The organism is Solibacillus merdavium, from assembly GCF_014836935.1.
GTDB lineage: Bacteria > Bacillota > Bacilli > Bacillales_A > Planococcaceae > Solibacillus > Solibacillus ferritrahens.
This window is the reverse complement of record NZ_JACSPW010000009.1, coordinates 82,804-108,778: the sequence shown is the minus strand read 5'-3', so window position 1 is coordinate 108,778 and position 25,975 is coordinate 82,804. Positions and strand designations below refer to the sequence as shown.

Here is a 25,975-nt window from a genome sequence, read left to right as displayed (position 1 = left end):
ACTCTAATGGGTTTGGCACCCAATAATGCTTATTTGGCTATCATAAATTAACATTTTCAGTGTCAACAATTATTAGTAATTTTTCTACTTATTTAATATAGCATAGTAATCTGTGAAATCTTAAATAATTATGTATTCTGTGTATAAGCCTATGTTTTTCAGCCTTTATAGGATTTGAATGGATTTTATGGATATAACTTGCTAAACTCATAAAATTCACCTACCTTAAAAATATGAGATTACTATACATACATCATTAGGGTAAAAGAGTAGGGGGAAATGCTATGAGTAAAAAAGATGAAGCATTAATACAAATTGAGCGAGTATTAGAGGAACTAAAAAAGGGCGATGAAGAAAGTGCAGCTACTGCCGTTGTAGGGCAAAATAGAGGAAACACCAATATTTCAGGAACATTATTTAAGATCCTATTTAAATTTTGGGGATTAAAGTTGTTCTTGATTGCATTGCTACTCATAGCCCTCACGTTTGGAAGTACTTGGTTGTTTTTTGGAAGTACATTTAAAAATGAAAGTACAGTGTTTATAGAACAAGTCCAGGAATTAGCAACGCTTGCAACTGCTGAAGCTCATGTAACAGTAACTATTGAGGAAGAGGATAATAAGCTCTTCGGAAATAACATTGCTATCAATTTGCCAGGTACAAAGAGAGAGCTGTTATTAATTGTTCCTGCTACAGTCATTGCAGGAGTGGATCTTAAAGGTATAACTTCAGACGATATAAAGGTGAATGATGATAAAAAAGAGTTAGAAATCGTTCTGCCACGGGCAACGCTTATACATGATCCAGCAATCCAGATGGATCAAGTTAAAACTTTCTCTGACGAAGGACTATTTCGTGGAGAAGTAAAATGGAATGAAGGATTTGACCTTGCAGCAATAGCGCAGAAGGAGATTAAAGATAAGGCTATTGAAATAGGCTTATTAGAATCAGCAGAAAAAAGTGCGGAGAAAGTTCTCAAGGGTTTCTTTAGCAACCTAGGCTATACTGTGAAAATAACGTTTAATTAAAGTGGTACTTCAAATAATGGAACTTCTTAAAACACTTCTTAACAGTCTAATTAATATAATTAGGCTGTTTTTTATTGCGAATAAAAAAGAGTATTTAAAGTGACTTTTCTAAATTTTCTTAGAAAAAATGTTTTTAATATAACAATTACTATTCATTTATGTGTAAAGATGTTATATAATCATTTTATTAATTTTCGTAATTAAATAACATTTATCCTAAAAACTAATTATTATAACGATATTTTTAAACGAAACACGAATGTATAATATAATTTAGTTTTTAATGTTCGTGTTTTTAGGTTGTTGGGATAATGAAGGAGTTTTTATTGTGGAGAAGTTTGAAAATAAGTGGATGCGTGCTGTAATTCCAGCTTTATTGATTCACTGTAGTATTGGTACGGTATACTGCTGGTCATTGTTCAAGGCAGATATTGCCTCTTACATTGGAAATTCTGTTGGTGAAGTGGAATGGGCATTCAGCATAGCCATTTTTGTTTTGGGAATGTCTGCGGCCTTTGGAGGAAAATTTGTTGAAAGAGATATTCATAAGTCGTCATTGCTTGCGGCCACATTTTTTGTCGTTGGGATGGCTGCAACAGGTTTTTTTATTTATCAAAAGTCATTAATTGGTATTTATATTTCTTATGGATTTGTTATGGGGATTGGACTTGGAATAGGCTATTTAACACCAGTAAAAACCCTGATGCTTTGGTTTAAAGAGCAAAAAGGATTGGCGACTGGTCTTGCTGTTGCCGGTTTTGGTTTAGCAAAGGTCATTGCTAGTCCGTTAATGGAAAGGTTACTTGGTGAAAGAAACAATGAGGGGATTTTAGTAAATCCAACAAATATCTATACAATGTTTTACGTTTTGGCAGGAATCTATTTAGTAATGATGATTATTGGACACTTAATTTTAAAGAAACCAGCAGGATATGAAGAAGAAAGTATACAAATGCAAAGCTTTAGTTATAGAAAAGTATTAACGAATAAAACGTTTATCGGTATTTGGTTGATGTTCTATATCAATATTACATGCGGCTTAGCATTAATTTCACAAGAAAAAGGTATCTTAGCATTCATTGGATTTGGAGCAATTGGTTTAGTTAGTTCATTAACAGCTATTTTCAATGCAGGTGGAAGAATTGCTTTCTCTTCATGGGGTGACCGTTTAAAAGATCGTAACTCCATCTATAAAATTATATTCATTTCTTCCATTGGGATTATTTTATGTACGGTTGTGTTTAATGGGATTAATAATTCTATGGCAATTCTTATTATTGCCTTACTGTGTATCGTAAATGCAGGTTATGGTGGTGGGTTCTCATCTTTACCGCCACTGTTATCTGACCGTTTTGGTTTAGACAGTATTTCAACTGTGCATGGATTAGCCTTATCAGCTTGGGCATTTGCAGGATTGTCAGGGAACCAGCTAAGTGCATTTATTCTGGAAAAGACACAATCCTATGACATGGTATTATACGTAATTATGGCTTTGTTCACGCTTGCAACTTTAATTAGTATATTCGTTGTAAAGCCTGAAAAAGTAAACTTGGAAAATGAAGAGTTTAATAAGAAAGAAGAAATGGTAATAAGGTAGGTCTAAGATAAATATATAAGTAAAAAAGAGAAATTGCACTGTGCAATTTCTCTTTTTGTTTAACTAAAATTAATTATAGCTCAGACTCGGTAAATTCATTATTGTGCTTAGGACCATTGCCATTGCCGTTGCCGTTGCCATTGCCGTTGCCATTGCCATTGCCATTGCCGTTGCCATTGCCGTTGCCATTGCCGTTGCCATTGCCGTTGCCGTTGCCATTGCCATTGCCGTTGCCGTTACCATTGCCAGGCTTAACAACAGTCACATCGAACGTCAGTGTATGTTCACCATAAGTTACTGTAACAGATGTAGTACCTTGGCCTTTACCTTTTACAGTACCGGCTTTTACAGTAGCAATCTTGTCATTTTGAACTTTGTAATTCGCTAGCTTTGTAACATCTTTTTCTGTCGTTTCACCGTTTAAAGTAGTTACTTCAGTAATCGTAACGTTCACTTCTTTACCGATGCTCGTTTCAACGTGAGTTTGGTCAATTTCCAGTGTTACGACTGGTACCTCCACAACTGGTGCTGTAACTGTAACATTTACAGTTACTTCATTTTCACCGTATGAAGCAGTAATTGTTGTCGTACCTTCTCCTACTGCAGTTACTACTCCATTAACTACTGTTGCTACATTTTCATCTGCAACAACATAAGTAGCTTTTGAGGTTACATCTTCTTCTGTTGCATCACCTGCAGCAGGTGTTGATGTTTCTGTTACTGTAAGCTGTGCCGTTTCGCCAGCTGTTAAGCTTAGTTGAGTAGGGTTAACAGAAAGTGTTTTTACCGGTTCAACGATTTCATTTTCAAAGATAATCGCTTCGCCAACATTTCCTGCAGCATCATTAATTACCACTGTTACAGCGTTCGTTTCTGCTGTTACCGGGAATGTGAAGCTACCGTCCTGATTTAAGTCGAAAGAAACCGGAGCTTGTACTTCACCATTTACAGTCGCAACATATGAAGCTTTTAATTTATCATTTAAGTTGTAATCTAATCCGTATAAATATAACTCTTCATTATAGTCAATATACTTATCTGTTACTTGTCCAGTAACGATACCTTCAGCTGCTGTACCTGTAATTTCCGGTTTAGTTGTTTTCACGACAATTGGTCCAACGTAATCCGAAACTACTCCAGTAGCTGCAAGACCTGTGAAATCAATTGTATATAGACCATCTGGAATCGTTGTTGCAGGTGCACTGCCCCATGGTTTATACTGACCGCCAACATTCAGTGTATATGAACCTTTTCCAAGTGAAGTACCTGAATGAAGATAACCAATATACCCGTCTCCATATTCTCCGCCTTCAGGATTCATAATATCCCAAAGCTCAATATAGTTCGTTGTTACATCTCCAGTTAATGTGAATGAAAGTACTGCTGAGTCTTTCACACCATCACCGTTAAACGATAAGTCTGTTTCCGTAATTTTAAAATCTTTAATTTCCGTTGTTGCTGCACTGCCGAAGTCAGCCGCGAATGGCAATGAAGCTTCTGTAGCGCCACCGTTAATGTGGATAAAACCTAAGATTTCAGAGCCATTTGGTGCCACAGCTTGTGAAGCGGTTAATGTAATATTTAAAAGCTGCTCACCAGCTAAATTAAATGTTGGCTGATCTACTGTAATCGTTGCATCACCGAAAGTTTTCGTTACATCAACGGAAACATTATAATTACCGCCATTACCTTTAATATCTTTTACTAAAACTTGTTTCGTTACAGAAATATTACCGTCTTTCAGTGATTGAGGACCGAAAGTAACAGTACCTTTCAGATTTTCTACAACAGCACCTGTGCCATCTAAAATAGCGTTATCAAGTGCATATGCAAGAATTTCTGGATGAGCCGCTGCATAAGCATTTACGCGTCCCGCACCTTGAGAAAACACATCATATTTTGTTTTATCTAAAACTTTTGCTGTATTGGAAAGCGCTACTTTTACATCGAAGGCGCTCCAATTAGGATTTGCTTGCTTTATTAATGCAGCAATACCTGCAATATGTGGTGTTGCCATAGAAGTTCCTGTTTTACGAGCATATGCTTCCGCGTAATCTGCATCAGGGAAATCTGCTTTGTACATCGGAATTGTTGACATAATATTTGTTCCAGGCGCCGTTACATCTGGTTTAATGTCAAAGTTCGGTGTAGATGGCCCGCGTGAACTTGAAGAGTTTACATCATCTCCAGATGTTGTTGTGGAAGCAAAATTACCAAAACTTACTTTTCCAGTTCCGCCTGCTAATGCAGCACGGATTGCATTACCATCTGTTACTGACATATCAAAAGTTGGTAGGAATTCGAATGAATCACCAAGGAAAGTTCCTGAGATGTCCGGTGCATTCGATCCACCGGCAAAGTTATGAATAATTGTTGCAATTGCACCATTGGCCTTTGCATTTGCAATTTTATCAACGAATGCAATATTGCCACGAGATATTAATGCTACTTTACCAGCTACATCAATTCCTTCAAAATCTTTTACTTCTCCGTTTCCAGGAATCGCAACTAGGTCGAATTCACCTTGAAGCTGTGTTGCTAAATCTTTACCAAAAGTTGTTCCCATTAATGGAAGCTGTTTTGTTAAGTTGTAATCACCAACTGTAATATTAACTTCTCCGTTATACATTGTTTCTGGATTTGTTGTGTTACCAACAGCAATCCCTAGACGAGCAGTTGCTGGTGTTCCCATTGTTCCACGATTTGGACCAGAGTTACCTGTTGCAATGACTCCGATTGTTCCCGCTATCATTGCGTTGTTAATTGCAAATGAACCAGCATCCGTTTCAGAGTTAGCTCCGCCGCCAAGTGAAAGATTGATAATATCCATTTCTTCTAAAACGGCAGTTTCGATAGCTTTAACAATACCTGATGTAGCGCCACTACCATATGCTCCAAGAACTCGATAAGCATAAAGGTCTATTTTTGGAGCAATTCCTTTGATGCCAAATTCGTTAGCTCCGATTGCTGCAATTGTCCCAGCAACATGTGTACCGTGAGAAGTATAGAACGAGCTACCGTTTGCATTAAATTCAGGTGTCCCAGCTGGGCGCTCTGAAGGTAATGTTTCCGATGCATCGTCATCTGCACGAGGCTTATTGTAAGTTGATGAGTGGGGAATAAAGTTTTTACCACCTTTATAAATTCCGGCAAATTCCGGGTGATCTGCATCAATACCCGTATCTAGTACTGCTACTTTAACTCCTTGTCCTTCAATACCTTCGTTCCATAGCTGTTCGATGCCAAGGAAGGAATTACTTGTATTCATATAAGCTTCTAATGTTTCTTCTTTAATAAGCTCCGATGATTTCATATTTTGATCTTCTGATGCATAAACCGTTGCATCAGGCTCAATTAGTGTGATTCCGTCTACTGAAAGCAGTTTCGGAAGATCATTTGCTTTAATAGTTGCTGCAAAACCGTTTAAAACTGTATCAAACGTATACCCTTGAGTCATCTGTACTTTTTTAATAGCTAACTCTTTTTTTACTTTTGCTTGCTGAGCTTTTACATTTGAACGAACTTCATTTGCTCTAGCATTGGAGAATTTTTTGCCTTTAACTTGGCTCATCCCTTGCTCTAGTGCAACAGGCTTTTCAGATAAATGAACAATGACTGCAATATCCTGATTGCCAGATACACTTTGTAAGCTTTCGTGAAGAGTTGGACCATCCTTAGACAAGCTTAGCTGTTCAGCAATAGCCGCCTTTAGTTGAATCATACTTTCACTTTGACTATTCTGCTTGAATGATTTCAGTTCTTCAGCATTTGCACTCGAGAATGGCATCAATAAAGACAGCACCATAACGATAGCTAGAATACTACTAAAGAACTTCGTAAATTTAAAATTATTCAAATCTCATTTCCCCTTCACTCTTAATTGTCATACTTTTCAGTCTAGTATGATATTTCCAATTTATCACAAGGGAATCAATTCGAATATCGAAAATTTTAAATATTTTAAAATATTGATAATTAGTATCATTTCTTCAAAAATATGTTAAATCTATCTGCCTAGGAATTTAATAAAAAAGTAGAACTTTATGCATTAAAATTAGAATATCTTCACCCGAGTAAAGTGAGGAGTAATTGTATTAAAGTCATATGATATTATTAAAATATTTTTTTAAAATAGTAATATTAAGATTGAAAAAGTATAGCTTTTACCATATAGTCTCGGCTATCTTTTTTAATATATTAACTTTTCATCTGGGTTTTACAATAAGTATCAACAAAAAAATTGCTTTGTTTTCCCATAGGTTTCTTTTGAAGGGAATAACAGAAAGATAAGCTAATACCTTAAGTACGATAAATTATTAGAAAGTATGGAGTAAAAATGACATTGGGTATTTTTAGTGAAATAATAAATTTGAAATTTTCTAATACTTTGTATATTATATTCTTATAAAAGAATACCCGGAATTGAACGGGAGAGGTTCATAGCTTATACCCTCTATAAAAAACTATGGATACATGACAACTTGCCATGTCCATAAAGGACGTGGCTTTTTTTTATTTATACATATGTTTTAATAGGATGAATGACAAGGCCTCTCTTGAAAGTTGTCGGGAAAATTTTCAGGGAGGAATCTTATTAAATGTCTAACTTTAGAATTGTTGAGAAACTACAAAAAGTCGATGAAGATATTCAAAGAAATCAATTAAAGTATCATTCAAAACGTGTTCTCATCAGTAAAGAATTTACCTTTGATGCGGCTCATCATTTACATAACTATGAGGGCAAATGTAAAAACCTACATGGTCATACATATCGTGCAGTCTTAGGGTTAAGTGGTTATCCAGATGAACGTGGTCTCGTGCTTGATTTTGGTGACATCAAGGAGATTTGGAAACAAAAAATAGAGATATATTTAGATCATCACTATTTAAACGAGACTCTACCACCGATGAACACGACGGCAGAAAATATTGTTGTCTGGATCTTTGAAAAATTGAATGAAGCCTTGCTTGATGAACAAACATTTAATGGGGCACGAGTAGAATTTATTAAGTTATATGAAACTCCTACAAGCTATGCTGAAGCGAGAAGGGAGTGGATGGAATTTGAATAAAGTTCCTGTTATAGAGATTTTTGGTCCGACGATTCAAGGGGAAGGAATGGTAGTAGGTCAGAAGACAATGTTTGTACGCACAGCTGGGTGTGATTATTCTTGTTCCTGGTGTGACTCATCATTTACATGGGATGGTAGTGGCAAACATCTTATCGTACAAATGACAGCAGAAGAGATTTGGTCAGAGTTAAAACGCCTTGGAGGCAACAGCTTTTCATTCGTCACAATTTCAGGGGGAAATCCAGCCCTTCTTCGTAATCTGGAATCGCTTGTTAGAGTTTTAAAAGAGAATCATATAAAGATTGGCGTGGAGACCCAGGGAAGCAAGTGGCAAGACTGGTTGTATCAAATTGATGAATTAACCATTTCACCTAAGCCCCCAAGTTCTGGCATGACGACCGACTTTTCTATGCTCTCATATATTTTTGAGAAACTTAGAGAGAGAAACAACAATCAGCATATTTCTCTCAAAATTGTGGTCTTTAATCAAGAGGATTATGCTTATGCAAAACAAGTACATCTTCAATTTCCGAGTATCAATTTTTATCTTCAGGTTGGAAATGATGATATTAATTCAAAGGATAATTCTGAATTGGTTAAGCGTTTATTGGAAAATTATCAAAGGTTAATCCATAAAGTTATGATGGATACAGAATTAAAAAATGTGAAGGTATTACCGCAACTGCATACCCTAATCTGGGGAAATAAAAGAGGCGTATAGAATTAAAAGAAAAAAAGAGCTTGGTTAATGCGGTGCTGCACCCACCAAGCTATTTTTCCTATAGATTATTTAAAATTTATAACAAACGGCCTGCATGGACCTAGTTTATATAACATCTATTATTAGTTTAGTTATGGTTTTTCTTCTTTATGTTGTTTTTTAATTTCCTCAGATTCCTTCATGTACTCTTGATATTCTTTCTCCACATCTGAAGTCGCTGGGAGGAAGGGCTCTTTAGCTGAATCAATACGTTTCCCATACCGAATCATTTGATAAATAATCATTCCATTATTGGGCTTTCCGTTGAACGTAATCATTGGGACTGCATCGAATAGTACATAATAAAAAGCATAAAAAACAAACCGATCCCAAAATGTTTTGTATTCTTCAGCCCATCCATTGGCGATTAAAAAATTGATTGTAAGACCAAAGAAGAGATTGATTAAAATAGGCCCTGAATACATACAAATATAGGCAAACTTATTTTCATATTTTAACTCATCATACGAAAACCAGCTATACACATGATAGTATTTACGAATATCGACCATCCCAAGTTTAATAATTCTTGGTCCAGACCCGATTGTTATTCTTGGCTCGCGTACACCAAATAGCCAACTTATAATTATATAGCCCATTTCCCGAAGAAATACAACAGCAGGTAATATAATAAACGCAGAAATAATCAGTGAAATGAGGTCAGATATTCCAAACATAATTTACTATCCCTCCCCACTAAATACTATGTTGATACCCCTCCTTATGTATTCAAAACTAAGTCATTACTCTTTTTAATTATCTCGCCCTGTAGCTCCTTATGTATTTCACTCTATTTTTTAATATTTGCAGCATATTCAATAATACTTAAATAAAAAAATAATAAATGCATTAAAAAGGAAAAAGAGGGTAGAGATAGGTTGTAACCAATATTGAGAGGTGTTGAAGTGTTAATGTCTGAAAAATTATTTACTGCTATTGCTACTGCTTCAGGAGGTCGTGAAGGTAAAGTACAATCAGATGATGGGGTGGTTCAATTCGATACTGCAATGCCAGGCACACCCCGTGCGAAGAAGATTGAAAATGCAACAAACCCTGAACAATTATTTGCTGCTGGATATGCCGCTTGTTTTGATAGTGCTCTCCAATCAACTGCAAGTAAAGCCCGTATTAAATTTACCTCTGAAGTGACAGCTAATGTCAGTCTGTTAAAGGACGAGCAGGATCAAGGTTTTAAGCTTGGTGTTGTTTTACAGGTAAAGGGGACTGGCATTGAGCGCGAAAAATTAGAAGAGCTTGTGCATAAAGCACATGAAGTATGTCCTTATTCAAAAGCAACAAGAAAGAATATAGAGGTAACACTTGAGATTATTTGAATTAATTGGCTATTCTGTAGGCGAAATGCTCAGAATAGCTTTTTTGAATTCAAAAACTTTATTCTCCACCCAAAAATAATAGTCACTATAATAATTAGTTCTTTTTAACCTATTGAGAAAAGAATTTTAAGTTAATATTTAGGTTTTTAACATTTTTGTTTGAATATTTAGTTTAATGATATGTCATTTAGGGAATAGAATAAGCGACTCTAAATTTCTTACAAATGTTCCTAATTAGTAGAGGAGCGCTTTTTTAGTTATGGAAAAGATGTTTAAAAGGTAAAAACCATAATCTATTAGTGTACTTGCTAGATAGAGTTAGGAAACTTTTGTACAAAAGTAGGAATCAAGCGAAGCTTAAAGAAATTACAAACTAGCTTAGCTAAAAACAGTATTCTTATGAAAAATAACCGTCATTTCATTGAATAACAGCAAGACAGCAGTAAGTATTACAGCTCTGATTTGCTGCTTAAGAACGAAAGGATGCGATTCATTTGAAGCAAAAAATACTATTTATTTCTGATCATGGCGATCCTTTAATTCCGCTTGGAAGTAAACAGGCAGGCGGACAGAATAATTATGTGAAACATTTAGCATTGCAGCTTGACGAGCTTGGGTACAGTGTAGATATTGTTACTCATTGGAGCAATGAACAAAAGCCGGCTGTTGAGCAGTTAGGTGAGCGTAGTAAAGTGTACAGATTTGCTGGAGGCCAAAAGGGCTTCGTGGATAAGCAACAGATGTTTGCCTTACTCCCTAGCATTTATGAAGAAATGACAGAGACATTAGATATAAGTAGCTATGACGTTGTTCATACTCATTACTGGTTGTCCGGTGTGCTCGCATATTATCTTCAAAAAGAATATTCTTTCTACTGGTGCCACACAAATCACTCACTTGCAATTGCAAAAGAGCAAGGTACAGGTTTTAATGATCAAAAGCGCAAGCATTTTGAAAAGATAATTATGCAAAAAGCCGATGTTGTCCTCGCCACAACTCCGAACGAGAAAAAACAAATTGAAGTTTTCACAAAACATGTAAGCGAAGTATCTGTCGTGCCGGTTGGAGTATCACCGGTTTATTTAGCGGCATCAGAAGATACGCAACAATTTACATTTCCATATTATTTTTATGCAGGGCGTCTTGAAACATCAAAAGGAATTTTTGATCTTTTAAATGCATACAGACATATGTTAAAGAAAAACGATATACCAGATAATGTGAAGCTGCTTATTGCAGGTGGCAGTCCAGAATCGGTTGATTTGAAGAATTTCAGTCCAAAAGACGAAAAGTTAAAAGAAGCAATAAAGGGAATGGAAGATCGTGTGTTATTCCTTGGACCAAAAACCGAGAAACAGTTAAAAAGCCTTTATGGAGGTGCATTAGTTACGATTATGCCGTCACACTATGAATCTTTTGGTATGGTAGCAGCAGAAGCTCAGGCATGTGGCTGTCCTGTAATTGCGACACATGTGGGTGGACTGAAAGACGTTGTTAAATCAGGAGTAACAGGCTTCCATATACCAAAAGCCAATATGCAAAAGTTAAGTGAAAGCATGGTCTATTTCTTAAAGAATTCTCAACAGATATTAAAAATGCGTCGAGATGCTAAGGAGTATGCAAAACGAGAATTTAACTGGACGCTTATTACCCGCAAAGTAAAGGAGCTGTATGAACGCAAAAATGCCTACGTATCCTTACCTTAAACCTCATATTTTAGCTACAGATTTAGATAATACAATTGTTAGTGAAAAAGTATCCCACAAAGAGCTGTGGGAAACGTTAGCACTGGAAAATACATCTCTTATATATATTACAGGAAGATATAAGCAGTCCGCGTTGGATTTAATTGAACGTGAACAACTGCCAAAGCCAGATATTTTAATATGTGATGTCGGGGCTTCTATTTATATTGGTCCAACATATGAGCTTGACGAGGATTGGGCAAGCAATATTAAGCAAAATGATTTTGAACAGGTTAAAACAATAGCCGCTTCCATTGGAATTGCCCAACAGCCTATAGTTACACCTTGGCGCCTTGCTTATTTCGCAGAAAGTAAGCAAGTTCAAATACTTAAAAAATCTGTCCAACAGCTTAATTTGGCAGTGGACATTGTGTTTAGTAGTGACAAAGATGTTGATGTCCTTCCTGCTGATATTAATAAAGGGGCTGCCCTCACATATATACTTAATAAGTGTCAATATAAAGGAAAAGTTGTTGTAGCTGGTGACTCCGAAAATGACCTCAGTTTATTCAAACTTGGCTATCCAGCCATTGCAGTTGGAAATGCCTGTGACGCCATTTTAAAGCTGCCAGAATCACAGCACATCCATTTTGCTACTGAACATGCAGCGGCGGGTGTTAAGGAAGTATGGACTAAAATTTACGACCCAGTAACTCAGAAGATTAAATAAGTTTGTTAGTAAACAATTATTTTATTATAAAAACCCATTTAGGATTGTTTTGTAGTTCTTCTATATTAAAAAATTATTTTGAACTATAGGCAATTAAATAGGTACGAGTGGAATCCTTTCATACGTTAGTAAAGAAACATCAACAATATGGAAGGAGGATATAATTGGTTAATAGAAACTGGTTTGAATCATTTGATGAAGAAAGAGTTCAAGGGTTCCAAAATTATGGGCAGCAATTACCGGTTCAAACAGCTCCAACTCAATTTGGGTCACCACAAATGTCACCTACAAGACAATATGTTCAAAGAAATGTATCGAATATGGTGGTACCACATGTTCATCCGTCCCATTTAACAACGGTTAACCAACAGCATATTCATAATCAGCATTATTTCCCACATACGGAATCCGTAAGAAATGAATGCTATGAAACTCATACTATGTGTGGAACGCCATTTAGACCGGGTGGCTGTGGTTGTTCAAAACGCAGAGGTTGGTAATAAAACCTGCTTCAAGAGTAAATGTCGTATAGACATTTAATGCTTATTGAAAAAAATATATAATAGCACCGTCCAAATTAAGGATAGTGCTATTATTTTTCAGTTTTATAAATTCCACCATATTTTGTATATTTTTTTCACTTTATAAATACATTGAAAGAAAATAACTCATATAAGGAGAAATTATTATTCCAAAAATCGCTTCAGTTAGTTCATATAAACCGCCATTCACTTTAGCTCAATCTAATATTGAGCAACTAACGAAAGAGCTTTTTCAACATAAGATTTCAAGACTAGATCGATTATTGAAGGTTTTTGAAAATGGTGAAATAAAGACGCGTAATTTCTGTGTTCCACCTGATTGGTATCGAGAAGAACATACTTTTGAAGAACGTAATGAGCTTTATATTCAATTAGCTACAGAATATAGTGTGGAAGTAATTAAGAAATGTTTAACAAATCGGGCGTTTTTAAAAGAGGATATCTCTACTGAAGATATCGATGCCATATTCTTTATTAGTAGTACAGGCATTTCTACGCCTAGCATAGAGGCGCGGGTAATGAATATCCTCCCATTTTCCAATCAACTTGTTCGAATTCCGATATGGGGTTTAGGTTGTGCTGGTGGGGCATCGGGTATTAGTAGAGCATTTGATTATTGCAAAGCTTATCCAAATGCCAAAGTGCTCGTCGTATGTGTGGAACTATGCAGTCTCACATTCCAAAAAGAAGACTATTCAAAAAGTAATTTAGTAGGAGCATCGTTATTTGCAGATGGTGCTGCATGTGCTCTCGTATGTGGGGACAATGTGGAGTTTGGACAGGATATAGCAGTCCCTCATATTATTGGACGAGGCTCCAAATGGATGCCGGATTCTGAAGATGTAATGGGGTGGGATGTAAAAAATAGTGGATTGCATGTAGTATTTTCCAAAAACATACCCGTTATTATTTCAAAATGGCTTGGTCCGTTTATTCATGAGTTTTTAAATAATCATGATGTTTTACCCGAGCAAATAGTTAATTTTGTTGCACATCCTGGTGGGAAAAAAGTGTTACAAGCATATGAAGAAGCACTTCAGCTCACATCAGAGCATACAAATGTTTCACGTGAAATATTACAGGCAAATGGAAACATGTCATCACCAACGGTACTTTATGTGTTAGAGGAATATATGCTAAAGAAAAATAAGCAAAACACACTTGGTCTCTTAGTAGCTTTAGGTCCTGGCTTTAGTGGAGAAGTAGTTTTATTAGAATGGAGGGAGTAAACTGTTTTTTTATTTAGTACTAGCTTTTATTATTATACAAAGATTAGTAGAACTGCTTATAGCCAAAAGAAATGAAAAGTCGATGCTGGCGAAGGGGGCATATGAGGTTGGTGCTTCCCATTATCCATTCATGATTTTACTCCATGTGAGTTTCTTCATAAGCCTTATTGTAGAGGTAATATACTTTAATGGACAACTTACACCACATTATATTTTATTGTTCATCTTTTTGTTATTACAACTACTAAGAGTATGGTGTTTAGCTTCTCTAGGACCATTTTGGAATACAAAAATTATAATATTACCAGGAGCAAACGTTGTTGTTAAAGGACCCTATTCCTATATTCGACATCCCAATTACCTAGTTGTCTGCCTAGAAATTGCTGTAATACCACTCATGTTTCAAGCGTATTTTACAGCAATCTGTTTTACTATTTTAAATTTAATCATTCTCTCCATTCGTATTCCATTAGAGGAAAAAGCTTTAAAAGAAGTAACAGACTATGGTAGTCGTTAAACCTAAATTTAAAAAGCGCTAACAATCAAGCACTAATTCTCTTTTGAATTAGTGTATTTTTATTTTTATGTATAATTTTTTTACATCAGGGTAAATAACTTACAGAATGACTTTGTTGAAGTTTAATTCTAATACTTTATCCAGCAGGAGGGATCTTTTTGAAAGCAGTAACATATCAAGGTGCCAAAAAAGTAGAAGTAAAAGAAGTTCCGGATGCAAAAATTGAAAAGCCAGATGACATTATTGTACGTATTACCTCAACGGCAATTTGCGGGTCAGATCTCCATATTTATCGCGGCGCTGTTCCGGCACGAGAGGATTTTGTTATTGGACATGAACCTATGGGAATCGTGGAAGAAGTCGGACCTGATGTGACGAAAGTTAAAAAAGGAGATCGAGTCGTTATTCCTTTTAATGTTGCTTGCGGCGAATGCTTCTACTGCCAAAATCAGTTGGAAAGCCAATGTGACAATGCCAATGAAAATCCGGCTATTGACTCCGGTGCCTATTTTGGATATACAGAGCGTTACGGCAATTTCCCAGGTGGACAGGCGGAATACCTGCGTGTACCATACGGGAACTTCATACCATTTAAAGTACCAGATAACTGTGAGTTAGAGGATGAGGCACTCCTATTTATATCGGATGTATTGCCTACTGCCTATTGGAGTGTAGAGCATTCAGGAGTGAAAAAGGGCGATACAGTCATTGTATTAGGTTCAGGACCAATTGGTTTAATGGTGCAAAAGTTTGCCTGGATGAAAGGTGCTAAACGAGTGTTAGTAGTAGATCCTCTTTCATATCGTCTAGACCATGCAAAACGAACAAATAATGTTGAAATATTTAACTTTGATGATTTTGATGATGTTGGTAATCACCTTCATGAAATAACACATGGAGGAGCAGATGTGGTAATAGACTGTGTAGGAATGGACGGTAAAATGTCGTTGGTAGAGAAGGCACAGCAAAAACTGAAATTGCAAGGTGGGACACTAAGTGCGATTGATGTGGGTATAAAAGCTGTTCGAAAGTTTGGTACAATTCAGCTGACAGGTGTATATGGTTCAAAGTACAACATGTTCCCATTAGGCAATATATTTGAACGCAATGTAACAGTGAAAATGGGTCAAGCACCAGCAATACACTATAGTCCAATGCTGTATGAAATGGTTGCTGAAGGAAAGATTGATCCAACAGAGATTATCACGCATAAAGTGCCATTATCTGAAGCAAGTGATGCCTATAAAAAGTTCCACGATCATGAAGATCAAAGCATTAAGTTTATATTAAAACCGTAATAAATAGCTTTATAATTTATGAATCACCTAATCATTGCTATAGCAATGATTAGGTGATTTTTATATAAAAACTCTATAAGATTCAGTGCTCTTTATCACGCTTCCATAGTATGATGGAATTATATTGGAAGAGGAGTGAGTTTTTAATGAAGAAGTTTTATTGGATGCTTTTTATGGCTAGTATAATGTTGGTTTTAACTGCTTGTGGTACTGAAACAACAGATAATACCGAGCAAGGAAGCGCGGAAGACTACACAGCTGCTATAACAGAAAATCCGATCGTGACGATTACGATGGAAAATGACGAAAAAATCGTCATTGAATTAGAGCCGAAAGTTGCCCCAAATACAGTGGCCAACTTTATTTCTCTAGTAGAGAACGGCTTTTATGATGGGTTAATTTTTCACCGTGTTATTCCAGGATTTATGGTACAAGGTGGAGACCCAGACGGAACAGGTATGGGAGGTCCCGACTATTCAATTAAAGGGGAATTTTCATCAAATGGCTTTGAAAATACACTGACTCATGACCGTGGTGTTTTATCAATGGCGCGAACAAACCAGCCGGATTCAGCAGGTTCCCAGTTTTTTATCATGGTAGAGCCAGCATCCCATTTAGATGGCGATTATGCTTCATTCGGTGAGGTTATTGAAGGAATGGAAGTTATCGATAAAATCGTTGCAGTCGAGCGGGATGGTAGCGATAAACCTATAGAAGATCAAAAAATGAAAACTGTAGAAGTAGATACAAAAGGTTTTGATTATCCAGAGCCAGTTGTACAAAAATAGCAATGAAGTAACCGATTAATTTTAGTCGGTTACTTCTTTTTAAATTCAGCCCCAGCTATTAGGTATTCAGAGGGTAATGTTAGTAGTTGATTTATATCGTGAAATCCCTTGTTTTTTTGAAAGGCTTCCACAATTCTATAACCTATACAATAGCCAACCCAAGGCGGTAAATTTAAAGTCATATCTCCAAACAAATAAGCTCTATGTTCATGTAATCCCCGTATATGCAGTGCAGGGGTAAAGTAGGAGTTCCAGTAGCTAATTGCTTCTGCCATAGAGTACCGCTTCGTCCATGAACTTATAGCGTACTCTCCAAATAAACTTTCAACTGCATGCTCCGCTAAACCTTCCAGAATTACCGAATCAAGCAATGTGGGAGGTTCCGTAATGAAGCGTCGCCTACAAATATGATGATACTCATGGGCAAATAGGGCATGCAGTTCCTTTATCGTGACCCGTGATGAAATAAATAAACAAATACCGAATGGATAGGCGACGCCATTTTTTACAAAGCCATTTTTAATAGGCAAAATAGCGATGGGCACATCCGGTCCATCCCATGCCTGCATAAGTTGTTCAAGCAACCTCTCAGTGATTTGCCAAACATCTAATGTTAAGGGCAATTCACCATTTTGAAGCAATCCTTGTTGTAACAGCTCATATTGAACAGCCTCGGGTGACTGCTGAGGAAAGATGGACTGTACAGAGTGATAGGCAAGTTGTTCACGCTGATCATTTTTTTCAAATAACAGTTTTGTATCGAGAATTGGCATGATTTCCTCCCTTTTCTTTAGTATATGACTTAGACGATAGGCTCGTATGTGCTTAAAGCTTAAACATATAGTAGAAAAAAGTATGGAAGGGAGGTACAACGATGAATCCACGAGATGCATATAATTTATGCTGTCAATATCAGGGGAAACGGGTAAGAATAAACGATAATTGCGGAAATACACATGTTGGCCGGATTACAAAGGTTGATAATCGGCAAGTTTGGCTTATGCCGGACAATAATGGGTATGGTATAGGTTTTTGGGGCTTTGGTGGCGCCGGCTTTGGCTATGGTATTGCATTAGGAGCAATTACTGGTATTGCGCTAGCGGGACTATTCTTCATATAAGGGAAAAAGCTGTCTTGGATTAATTTCCAGACAGCTTTCTTACTGTATTTTATTTGTTATCTGTAAAGAAAATGGCGATAGTGCCACGACCAACATGTGCACCAATTACAGCACCGATTGTTGTCGTTTCAATTGCCTTTGGTTGTAGTGCATCTTGAATGGCAGCTTTTACTTCAAGCATTAATTCTTCATCATTACTATGGGAAATACCCACTACTTTATTTGTAAAGTCGCCACCGCGTTCTTTCATCAGTGCAATCATTCGTTGAGTAGCTTTTTTAAAGCCACGTGTTTTCTCAAGAGGAATAAGTTTGCCATCTTCCATATTTAGAATCGGTTTAATATTTAGTAACCCACCCATAAAAGCACTTGATTTCGAAACACGTCCACCTTTTGCCAAATAATTTAAATCCCCAACAGTAAACAAATGCTCCATTGAATTCGCCATTGCTGTTAGTTGATCTACAGCTTCTTCAAATTCCATGCCCAATTTATTTAATCGAACTGCCTCTTTTACAACTAAACCTAAGCCGAAGGAAGCACACTTTGTATCAATAATAGCTAATTTCAAATCAGGATAATTTTCCATTACCTGGTTTTTTGCGAGTATGGCTGTTTGGCATGTACCAGACAACTCAGATGAAAAGGCTAAATAGATACCTTCTTCTCCTGATTTTGCTAATTGTTCAAATGTGTTTAAAAAAACTTCCAATGAAACTTGTGATGTTTTTGGTTGTTCACCTTCACCAATGGCAGCGTATACTTGGTCTGTCGAAATGCCAATAATATCATCATACTCAACGCCTCTTACTAATACGCGTAGTGGGAAAAGATGAACATCTTCATTATCAAAAAAAGATTTTGATAAGTCTGATCCACTATCTGCAAAAATTTTCATAAACATCCCCCTAATCTCATTCAAATCTAATTTTAACTTGAATTTCTGTAATGAACTATTTATATTTGTCATGTCTTGCTTATAATATTTATCCTATTTCCCTATTATATGCAAAGAATGATGATTAACATTCTCACAAAATATTCTTATTATTTATAATGGATTTATGAGTATACAATAGAAGGAAAAGAACATTCTTAATAAATATAACTTAAAAATATTGAAAAAACACGCTGTAATTGTTAGAAAATAAAAATAATTTATCTTCCTATAATACGGAAATTGCTTAAAAATGCTTAAACTTTTCTCGCAAATGTCAACCTTTTCACATGCGTACTTACAGCAATCTGTATATATTTTAATCTTTTCGCAATTGTGTTACACTACAATAAGGTAATAACAGATCTAGAATGAATGGACACGCTTCCTTTTTTAGATTGTCGATAGTAAATTAGAGCGCTTACATTATTCTAAAAATCTTAATATATATAAAGGGAAGGTAAAAATGAGTAACCAGCATATAAAATCAGACGTTATCTTAATTGGTGCCGGAATTATGAGTGCAACTTTAGGTACAATGCTTAAAGAATTGGCTCCGGATTGGAAAATCAAAGTTTTTGAAAATTTAGCAAAAGCGGGTGAGGAGAGCTCTCACGAATTAAACAATGCCGGAACTGGGCATGCAGCTTTATGTGAGCTTAACTATACAAGCGAGAAAAAAGACGGAACAATCGATATTACAAAAGCTATTAACGTTAACACACAATTCCAGGATTCACTACAATTCTGGTCTCATCTAGTTAACACAAAGCAAATCGAAAAACCAGAAAACTTCATTATGCCATTACCACATATGAGTATGGTACAAGGTGCTAGCAATGTAGAGTATCTTAAAAAGCGTCATGCAGCAATGACTGCTAATCCATTATTCGAAGGTATGGAGTTCTCTGATGATCCTGAAACACTGAAACAATGGATTCCATTAATTATGAATGAGCGTAAATCAAATGAGCCAATCGCTGCAACTAAAATTGACTCTGGAACTGACGTAAACTTTGGTGCATTAACTCGTACTTTAATCGCAAACTTACAAAAACAAGATGTAGATGTAAACTACAATCATAATGTTACTGACGTAAAACGTTTAAAAGATGGTTCTTGGGAAGTAAAGGTTCATGACAAGGAAAGTGGTAAAGTAGAATACCATACGGCAAAATTTGTGTTCTTAGGAGCTGGTGGTGGTAGCCTAGAGTTACTGCAAAAGTCTGGCATTCCTGAATCAAAACACATCGGTGGATTCCCAATTTCAGGTTTATTCCTAGTTTGTAAAAATGAAGAAATTATTAACCAACACCATGCAAAAGTATACGGTAAAGCAGCAGTTGGTGCACCACCGATGTCAGTACCTCACTTAGATACTCGCTATATCGATGGTCAAAAGTCATTGTTATTTGGACCGTTTGCAGGCTTCTCTCCGAAATTCTTGAAAACAGGTTCAAATATGGACTTATTTGCTTCTATTAAACCGCATAACTTATTGACATTACTTGCTTGTGGTGCAAAAGAGATGGCGTTAAGCAAATATTTAGTTTCTCAATTAGTTCTTTCAAAAGAAGCTCGTATGAATGAATTACGTCAATTCATACCTACTGCAAAATCAGAAGACTGGGAGATCAGTGTAGCAGGTCAACGTGTACAAGTTATTAAAGACACAGACGCTGGTAAAGGTACTTTACAATTCGGTACTGAGGTTGTAACTGCACACGACGGATCAATTGCAGCATTACTTGGTGCATCTCCAGGTGCTTCTACAGCAGTATCTGTAATGTTAAAAGTAATCAAACAATGTTTCCCACAAGAATTAAAATCTTGGGAGCCTAAGATCAAGGAAATGATTCCTTCTTATGGCGAAAACCTTGTTGAAAATACAGCACTTCTTAAAGAAGTACACGAAACAACAACTAAGGCACTAGGTTTACAAAAAGCATAGTTTTTAATAGAAAGAACCTTTAATCATTGTCGGATTAAAGGTTCTTTTTTCAATGGAGCAATTGCGCTATAGTAAATATATAGGGGAAGAGGAGGAATACTATGTATAAGTTGGATTTTGCTTCACCAATAGGGGTTATTGAGATTGTCGGAACAGAATACTTTATTTCATCGGTATTATTTGCAGATCGCGAAGAAATTCAATTTTTACAAACGAATGTAACACCTGCACTGTTACTCAATTGCTATAAAGAGCTAGATGAATATTTTAATGGGCATCGTCTAGAGTTTTCTGTACTTTATAAACTTGAAGGTACAGCTTTTCAAGTTTCCGTATGGGAAGCATTAAAAAATGTACAATACGGTCAAACTGCTTCGTATAAAGAAATCGCTCAGCTAATAGAAAATGAAAAAGCGGTACGTGCTGTCGGTATGACCAATAGTAGAAATAGAATATGCATTATCGTTCCTTGCCATAGAATTATAGGAGCAAATGGCAAACTGACAGGGTATGCAGGCGGTTTATGGCGTAAAGAATGGTTGCTGAATCATGAATTGAAACATCAACTGATTTTATCGTAATAAAATATATCGATATAATTAACGTAAATACGTAAAGATTGTATGAAGATACGAGGTGAATGAATGAACGAGCAACAATATGATAAGTTACTAAATATTCAAACAGTAGGCTTTCAATATGGTTTTCCAAAGCTAGCGAAATATCATCGCTATGAACCTACCCCGTATAGTGGACTTGAACAATTATTTGAAAAGTATGAAATGCCACCGAGTACACGATTTCTTGATATCGGATGTGGGAAAGGCCGCGTTCCGATTTATATATATGATCGTTTTCGTATTCCTGTTATAGGGATTGAAATGGATCAGAAATTTTTTGCTGAAGCAGAACACAATGCCGAACAATACTTGAGGAAAATCAAAAAGAAGAAAGCGCCTATTCAATTTTTGAACATCATTGCAGAAACCTATGAAATTAAAAAGCATGATAATGTATTTTTCTTTTTCAATCCATTTTCCATTCATGTTTTTCGCGAGTTTATAAATCTTCTTTTTGAGTCATTTGAACTATACCCACGAACTATTGACATAATCTTATACTATCCTTCCCCCGACTATATGCATTTTTTAGTAGAAGAAAAAATGCTGGAATGTTATTTAAATATAAAACTCCGTTATGAAAAAAATGAAAATGAACGAATCGTCGTTTTTCGAATAAACGAATAATGACGGTTTTTTTCTATAACGCATAGTTTTCTATGTACTCTAAATATACAAAATATACAGAAAAATCATACTAGACTAATAATTTAGTATCGTATACAATACAGAAGTTGGAATAAATGTATTTTTTATTGCAACTTATTCTATTCTGAATATTTAAAAATAAGATTGTAGGAACTTGGAAGATTGAGTATAATTATCAGAAATATCAAATATTTCAAGTTTACTAAGGGGGAAATAATAATGGCAAAACACAACAAAACAAAAAAATACGGGTCATTATTCATGGCAACAGCACTATTAACTGGGATTTTAGCTGGATGTGGGACTGATGATTCTGGATCAGGTTCTGGTTCTGGGTCAAAAGGAAGTGGCAATACAGCAGGGGACACTATAAAAATTGGTGCAAACTTAGAATTATCCGGTGCGGTTGGTTCTTATGGGTCATCAATTAATGATGGAGCGAAATTAGCGATTGATGAAATCAATGCAGCAGGTGGTATTGATGGCAAGCAAATTGAATATATTCCAATCGACAATAAGTCGGAAACAGCCGAGGCAACTTCTGCGGCGATAAAGCTAGCAGAACAGGAAAAAGTAGTGGCAATGTTAGCGCCTGCAACTTCAGGTAACTCTGTTGCAACAGTTCAAATTGCAAATAACCATAAAGTTCCGATGGTTACGGGGTCTGGTACAGCTCCGAATGTAACAGTGAATGATGACGGAACAGTAAATGAATATGCATTCCGTACATGTTTCATCGACCCATTCCAAGGTACAGTAGCAGCAAACTTTGCGACAAATGAATTAGGTGCTAAAAATGTAGCGATTTTCGCAGATAATGCATCTGATTATGCGAAAGGTTTGGCTGCATCATTTAAAGAAACAATTACAGCTAACGGCGGTACAGTTGTTACTGAAGAAGCATATGTTGCAAAAGATGTCGATTTCAAATCGCAATTAACGAATATTAAAGGGAAAAATCCTGATTTCATCTTCATTCCAGGATATTACGAAGAGGTTGGAATAATCGTTAAGCAAGCGCGTGAAGCAGGTATTACAGTACCGTTAATGGGCGCTGACGGTTGGGATTCTCCGAAATTAATTGAATTAGCCGGAGCAGATGCTTTAAATAATACTTTCATTACAAATCACTACTCATCTGAAGATCCAGATGCGAAAATCCAGGATTTCGTTAAAGCCTTCAATGATAAATATAGTCAGGCGCCTAACGCATTCCACGCTTTAGGATATGATTCAATTTACTTTATCGTAGATGCTATTAAACGTGTAGACGGAGATGTTACGAGTGAAGCAATTCAAAAACAGCTAGCATCAACAAAGGATTTAAGCTTAGTAACAGGTACTTTCACAGTTGACGAAAACCACAACCCTGTAAAATCAGCAACAGTTCTAGAATTCGTAGACGGCAAACAACAGTTCAACTCTAAAGTTAATCCTTAATTTTTTTCAAGTAAGGGGGGGCGGAACTTGCCTCCCCTTTTCGTATTTTCATAGTTAATAGTTGAAAAGGAAGTGAACTTTATGGAGTGGATTCAACAATTAGTGAACGGGATTTCGCTAGGTAGTATTTATGCGCTCATCGCTCTAGGCTATACAATGGTTTATGGGATTATTAAATTAATCAACTTTGCCCATGGTGACGTTTTCATGCTAGGTGCATTTATCGGTTTTTATGCTATTGCACGTTGGGAAATGAATGTATTTTTAGCTCTTATTTTAGCAATGATTTTATGTGCAGTTATCGGAGTAATTATTGAGCGTGTCGCCTATAAGCGACTGCGAAATGCAACACGTATAGCAGCACTTATAACAGCCATTGGGGTATCGCTGTTAATCGAATATACAGTGATTTTCTTCCGTGGTTCATCTCCTGAGGCATATCCAACAGTGTTTACAACAAAGAACATAGAAATTTTCGGTGTTCAAATTAGTACACTAGCCATTTTCATTTTATCTGTATCGATCTTTTTAATGCTTCTTCTACAATTCATTGTTCACAAAACAAAAATCGGAAAAGCGATGCGCGCAGTATCACATGACGCTGATGCAGCCCGCTTAATGGGTATTAACGTTGACAATACAATTTCTGCAACATTCGCAATTGGCTCTGCTTTAGCAGGAGCAGCCGGTGTAATTTTTGGTATTTACTATACTCGTATCGACCCATTAATGGGAATTATGCCGGGTATCAAGGCATTTATAGCAGCCGTTTTAGGTGGTATAGGAATTATTCCGGGCGCGATGGTAGGCGGTCTCGTTCTTGGAGTGGTAGAAACCGTTGTTTCTGCACTAGGCTATTCTTTATGGCGAGATGCAGCAGCATTCGTCATCCTTATTTTAATTCTAATATTACGTCCAGCGGGTATTTTCGGTAAAAATACACGCGAGAAAGTGTAGGTGAACAGCATGAAAAAATCAAAAATCTTTTGGGGTTATGCCGTCCTAGCACTTGTTATTTATGCAGTTGTTCAATTATTAATCTCAAATGGTGTTATTCAGAATTACTATCAAAATATGTTTATTGCAATGTGTATTAATATTATTTTAGCAGTCAGTTTACATGTCATAATCGGAGTTACAGGTCAGTTTTCGATAGGGCATGCAGGTTTTTTAGCAGTTGGAGCTTACATATCGGCAATTTGCACGATGAAGTTTGGCATGCCATTTATTACAGCGATTTTAATTGGTGCAATTGTTGCCGCCCTTGCTGGACTATTGGTAGGTATTCCTTCTCTTCGTTTAAAAGGGGACTACTTAGCAATTGCAACACTTGGGTTTGCAGAAATTATTCGAATTGTATTTGTTAATACAGACTATGTAGGGGGAGCTGCAGGTTTGCAAGTGACCCACCAATCAACATGGACATATGCATTCTTTGGAGTATTCATCACTATATTAGTTATTTCCAACTTTACGAATTCCCGACATGGCCGCGCATGTATATCCATACGTGAAGATGAAATTGCTGCTGATGCAATGGGCATTAACACGACCTATTACAAAGTAGTTGCATTTGCAATTGGCTCATTCTTTGCCGGAGTTGCGGGTGCAATTTATGCCCATAACTACTATATAATTCAGCCAACTGCATTTGGATTTTTAAAATCCTTTGATATTTTAATATTCGTTGTTTTAGGGGGATTAGGAAGTTTATCCGGATCCGTGATTGCAGCAATTTTATTGACAATCGTTTCAACATATTTACAGGAATTCCCGGAAACACGAATGATAATTTATTCATTAATTCTCATTTTAGTTATGCTATATCGTCCGACTGGATTACTAGGTTCAAAAGAAATCACAGCATACTTTAAGTTTGGTAAAAAAGGAGGTACACGCGTATGAGCAGTGCACTTCTAATGGTTGAAAATTTGGGTATTCAATTTGGAGGATTAAAGGCTGTACAAAACGTCGAACTGTATATGAATCAAGGCGAATTAATAGGCCTTATAGGTCCAAATGGAGCAGGTAAGACAACAACATTTAATATGCTAACCGGTGTTTATACGCCTACAGAAGGAAAAATTATGTTTGATGGCAAATCCATTGGCGGTCTTGATCCTTATAAAGTAACGCGTCAAGGAATTAGCCGTACATTCCAAAACATTCGTCTATTCAAAGAGTTAACCGTCCTGGATAACGTAAAGGTGGCAAACCACGGTTTAGCGAAGCACAACTTAATTTCAAGCATTTTTCGCTTACCAAGTCATTTTAATGGCGAAGAAAAAATGGAAAAGGAATCTTTAGCCTTTTTAAAAATATTCGGACTGGATGTTTACCGTGATGAGCTTGCAAAAAACTTGCCGTACGGGATGCAACGTCGTTTGGAAATTGCTCGTGCATTGGCAGCAGCTCCAAAGCTACTATTGTTGGATGAGCCAGCAGCCGGGATGAATGCAAAGGAAACACATGATTTAATGGAGCTTATTGCGTTCATCCGCAAGGAATTTGATTTAACAATTTTATTAATCGAGCATGATATGAACTTGGTTATGGGTATTTGTGAACGTATTTACGTGCTTGATCACGGTCAATTAATTGCAAGCGGGACACCTGCAGAAATTCGTTCAAACCCGAAAGTAATTGAAGCTTACTTAGGTGAGGAGGTTACAGAATAAT

General features: G+C 36.3%; 24 protein-coding genes and 1 riboswitch. Of the genes, 20 read left to right on the top strand and 4 right to left on the bottom strand.

Annotation, left to right across the window (positions count from 1 at the left end; all coding sequences use genetic code 11):
- Nucleotides 1–284: 284 nt before the first annotated feature.
- Together H9632_RS11075 and H9632_RS11070 are read left to right on the top strand one after the other, a co-directional pair.
- Nucleotides 285–1,028, top strand: coding sequence for a DUF4230 domain-containing protein (locus H9632_RS11075; RefSeq protein ID WP_191704146.1), 744 nt, complete (start codon nt 285–287; stop codon nt 1,026–1,028).
- Between the two features lie 328 nt (nt 1,029–1,356).
- Complete coding sequence (locus H9632_RS11070; protein WP_191704145.1) at nt 1,357–2,625, top strand: OFA family MFS transporter; 1,269 nt, start codon at nt 1,357–1,359, stop codon at nt 2,623–2,625.
- 73 nt (nt 2,626–2,698) lie between these two features.
- On the opposite strand, the gene H9632_RS11065 is transcribed toward H9632_RS11070, so the two are convergent.
- Nucleotides 2,699–6,481 (bottom strand): S8 family serine peptidase, encoded by a 3,783-nt coding sequence (locus H9632_RS11065; protein WP_191704144.1) that lies wholly within the window; start codon nt 6,479–6,481, stop codon nt 2,699–2,701.
- Between the two features lie 570 nt (nt 6,482–7,051).
- A riboswitch (PreQ1 riboswitch) is annotated at nt 7,052–7,098 on the top strand.
- Nucleotides 7,099–7,223: 125 nt separating this feature from the next.
- Between H9632_RS11065 and queD the strand changes: the two genes are divergently transcribed.
- On the top strand, nt 7,224–7,697 hold the full coding sequence (gene queD / locus H9632_RS11060; protein ID WP_191704143.1) for a 6-carboxytetrahydropterin synthase QueD: 474 nt from the start codon (nt 7,224–7,226) through the stop codon (nt 7,695–7,697).
- Nucleotides 7,690–8,418 carry a 7-carboxy-7-deazaguanine synthase QueE gene (gene queE / locus H9632_RS11055; RefSeq protein WP_191704142.1) on the top strand — a complete coding sequence of 243 codons (729 nt, stop codon included), beginning with the start codon at nt 7,690–7,692 and terminating at the stop codon, nt 8,416–8,418. Before queD ends, queE begins: the two co-directional genes overlap by 8 nt.
- A gap of 131 nt (nt 8,419–8,549) precedes the next feature.
- On the opposite strand, the gene H9632_RS11050 is transcribed toward queE, so the two are convergent.
- On the bottom strand, nt 8,550–9,134 hold the full coding sequence (locus tag H9632_RS11050; RefSeq protein WP_191704141.1) for a hypothetical protein: 585 nt from the start codon (nt 9,132–9,134) through the stop codon (nt 8,550–8,552).
- 234 nt (nt 9,135–9,368) lie between these two features.
- Here H9632_RS11050 and H9632_RS11045 point away from each other — a divergent pair, with 234 nt between their 5' ends.
- From H9632_RS11045 to H9632_RS11010, 8 genes are all read left to right on the top strand, one after another.
- Complete coding sequence (locus H9632_RS11045) at nt 9,369–9,791, top strand: organic hydroperoxide resistance protein (RefSeq protein ID WP_191704140.1); 423 nt, start codon at nt 9,369–9,371, stop codon at nt 9,789–9,791.
- A gap of 494 nt (nt 9,792–10,285) precedes the next feature.
- Nucleotides 10,286–11,497: a glycosyltransferase gene (locus tag H9632_RS11040; protein WP_191704139.1), complete on the top strand. Its 1,212-nt coding sequence runs from the start codon at nt 10,286–10,288 to the stop codon at nt 11,495–11,497.
- Nucleotides 11,463–12,206 (top strand): HAD family hydrolase, encoded by a 744-nt coding sequence (locus H9632_RS11035; RefSeq protein ID WP_191704138.1) that lies wholly within the window; start codon nt 11,463–11,465, stop codon nt 12,204–12,206. The genes H9632_RS11040 and H9632_RS11035 overlap by 35 nt, the downstream gene beginning before the upstream one ends.
- Before the next feature lie 164 nt (nt 12,207–12,370).
- Nucleotides 12,371–12,706 carry a CotD family spore coat protein gene (locus H9632_RS11030; RefSeq protein ID WP_225223793.1) on the top strand — a complete coding sequence of 112 codons (336 nt, stop codon included), beginning with the start codon at nt 12,371–12,373 and terminating at the stop codon, nt 12,704–12,706.
- Nucleotides 12,707–12,894: 188 nt separating this feature from the next.
- Nucleotides 12,895–13,977, top strand: a complete 1,083-nt coding sequence (locus H9632_RS11025) for a type III polyketide synthase (RefSeq protein WP_191704196.1) — start codon at nt 12,895–12,897, stop codon at nt 13,975–13,977.
- A 1-nt stretch (nt 13,978) separates the two neighbouring features.
- On the top strand, nt 13,979–14,494 hold the full coding sequence (locus tag H9632_RS11020; protein WP_404829022.1) for an isoprenylcysteine carboxyl methyltransferase family protein: 516 nt from the start codon (nt 13,979–13,981) through the stop codon (nt 14,492–14,494).
- A gap of 158 nt (nt 14,495–14,652) precedes the next feature.
- Nucleotides 14,653–15,792: a zinc-dependent alcohol dehydrogenase gene (locus H9632_RS11015; protein WP_191704136.1), complete on the top strand. Its 1,140-nt coding sequence runs from the start codon at nt 14,653–14,655 to the stop codon at nt 15,790–15,792.
- A gap of 146 nt (nt 15,793–15,938) precedes the next feature.
- The gene (locus tag H9632_RS11010; RefSeq protein ID WP_191704135.1) at nt 15,939–16,580 is read left to right on the top strand and encodes a peptidylprolyl isomerase; all 642 of its coding nucleotides are present in this window, start codon (nt 15,939–15,941) and stop codon (nt 16,578–16,580) included.
- Nucleotides 16,581–16,609: 29 nt separating this feature from the next.
- On the opposite strand, the gene H9632_RS11005 is transcribed toward H9632_RS11010, so the two are convergent.
- Complete coding sequence (locus H9632_RS11005; RefSeq protein WP_191704134.1) at nt 16,610–17,353, bottom strand: DUF2268 domain-containing protein; 744 nt, start codon at nt 17,351–17,353, stop codon at nt 16,610–16,612.
- Nucleotides 17,354–17,454: 101 nt separating this feature from the next.
- On the opposite strand from H9632_RS11005, the gene H9632_RS11000 reads away from it, so the two are divergent.
- Nucleotides 17,455–17,700: a hypothetical protein gene (locus H9632_RS11000; RefSeq protein WP_191704133.1), complete on the top strand. Its 246-nt coding sequence runs from the start codon at nt 17,455–17,457 to the stop codon at nt 17,698–17,700.
- A 49-nt stretch (nt 17,701–17,749) separates the two neighbouring features.
- On the opposite strand, the gene H9632_RS10995 is transcribed toward H9632_RS11000, so the two are convergent.
- Nucleotides 17,750–18,598, bottom strand: coding sequence for a DegV family protein (locus tag H9632_RS10995; RefSeq protein ID WP_191704132.1), 849 nt, complete (start codon nt 18,596–18,598; stop codon nt 17,750–17,752).
- A 484-nt stretch (nt 18,599–19,082) separates the two neighbouring features.
- Between H9632_RS10995 and H9632_RS10990 the strand changes: the two genes are divergently transcribed.
- From H9632_RS10990 to H9632_RS10960, 7 genes are all read left to right on the top strand, one after another.
- Nucleotides 19,083–20,588, top strand: a complete 1,506-nt coding sequence (locus H9632_RS10990) for a malate:quinone oxidoreductase (RefSeq protein ID WP_318247695.1) — start codon at nt 19,083–19,085, stop codon at nt 20,586–20,588.
- A 101-nt stretch (nt 20,589–20,689) separates the two neighbouring features.
- The gene (locus H9632_RS10985) at nt 20,690–21,169 is read left to right on the top strand and encodes a methylated-DNA--[protein]-cysteine S-methyltransferase (protein WP_191704130.1); all 480 of its coding nucleotides are present in this window, start codon (nt 20,690–20,692) and stop codon (nt 21,167–21,169) included.
- Between the two features lie 63 nt (nt 21,170–21,232).
- On the top strand, nt 21,233–21,835 hold the full coding sequence (locus H9632_RS10980) for a class I SAM-dependent methyltransferase (protein WP_191704129.1): 603 nt from the start codon (nt 21,233–21,235) through the stop codon (nt 21,833–21,835).
- Nucleotides 21,836–22,075: 240 nt separating this feature from the next.
- Complete coding sequence (locus H9632_RS10975; RefSeq protein WP_191704128.1) at nt 22,076–23,296, top strand: ABC transporter substrate-binding protein; 1,221 nt, start codon at nt 22,076–22,078, stop codon at nt 23,294–23,296.
- An 81-nt stretch (nt 23,297–23,377) separates the two neighbouring features.
- The gene (locus tag H9632_RS10970) at nt 23,378–24,253 is read left to right on the top strand and encodes a branched-chain amino acid ABC transporter permease (RefSeq protein WP_191704127.1); all 876 of its coding nucleotides are present in this window, start codon (nt 23,378–23,380) and stop codon (nt 24,251–24,253) included.
- A 9-nt stretch (nt 24,254–24,262) separates the two neighbouring features.
- Nucleotides 24,263–25,201 carry a branched-chain amino acid ABC transporter permease gene (locus H9632_RS10965; RefSeq protein ID WP_191704126.1) on the top strand — a complete coding sequence of 313 codons (939 nt, stop codon included), beginning with the start codon at nt 24,263–24,265 and terminating at the stop codon, nt 25,199–25,201.
- Nucleotides 25,198–25,974, top strand: coding sequence for an ABC transporter ATP-binding protein (locus H9632_RS10960; protein ID WP_191704125.1), 777 nt, complete (start codon nt 25,198–25,200; stop codon nt 25,972–25,974). Before H9632_RS10965 ends, H9632_RS10960 begins: the two co-directional genes overlap by 4 nt.
- The last annotated feature ends 1 nt before the right edge of the window (nt 25,975 follow it).

Bases quoted from the DNA above. Each gene is read 5' to 3' on its own strand.
- H9632_RS11035 (WP_191704138.1), top strand. From the start codon at position 11,463: ATGAACGCAAAAATGCCTACGTATCCTTACCTTAAACCTCATATTTTA.
- H9632_RS10980 (WP_191704129.1), top strand. From the start codon at position 21,233: ATGAACGAGCAACAATATGATAAGTTACTAAATATTCAAACAGTAGGC.
- H9632_RS11010 (WP_191704135.1), top strand. From the start codon at position 15,939: ATGAAGAAGTTTTATTGGATGCTTTTTATGGCTAGTATAATGTTGGTT.
- H9632_RS10970 (WP_191704127.1), top strand. From the start codon at position 23,378: ATGGAGTGGATTCAACAATTAGTGAACGGGATTTCGCTAGGTAGTATT.
- H9632_RS10995 (WP_191704132.1), bottom strand. From the start codon at position 18,598: ATGAAAATTTTTGCAGATAGTGGATCAGACTTATCAAAATCTTTTTTT.
- H9632_RS10965 (WP_191704126.1), top strand. From the start codon at position 24,263: ATGAAAAAATCAAAAATCTTTTGGGGTTATGCCGTCCTAGCACTTGTT.
- H9632_RS11000 (WP_191704133.1), top strand. From the start codon at position 17,455: ATGAATCCACGAGATGCATATAATTTATGCTGTCAATATCAGGGGAAA.
- H9632_RS11045 (WP_191704140.1), top strand. From the start codon at position 9,369: ATGTCTGAAAAATTATTTACTGCTATTGCTACTGCTTCAGGAGGTCGT.
- H9632_RS10960 (WP_191704125.1), top strand. From the start codon at position 25,198: ATGAGCAGTGCACTTCTAATGGTTGAAAATTTGGGTATTCAATTTGGA.
- H9632_RS11005 (WP_191704134.1), bottom strand. From the start codon at position 17,353: ATGCCAATTCTCGATACAAAACTGTTATTTGAAAAAAATGATCAGCGT.
- H9632_RS11050 (WP_191704141.1), bottom strand. From the start codon at position 9,134: ATGTTTGGAATATCTGACCTCATTTCACTGATTATTTCTGCGTTTATT.
- H9632_RS11075 (WP_191704146.1), top strand. From the start codon at position 285: ATGAGTAAAAAAGATGAAGCATTAATACAAATTGAGCGAGTATTAGAG.
- H9632_RS10975 (WP_191704128.1), top strand. From the start codon at position 22,076: ATGGCAAAACACAACAAAACAAAAAAATACGGGTCATTATTCATGGCA.
- queD (WP_191704143.1), top strand. From the start codon at position 7,224: ATGTCTAACTTTAGAATTGTTGAGAAACTACAAAAAGTCGATGAAGAT.
- H9632_RS10985 (WP_191704130.1), top strand. From the start codon at position 20,690: ATGTATAAGTTGGATTTTGCTTCACCAATAGGGGTTATTGAGATTGTC.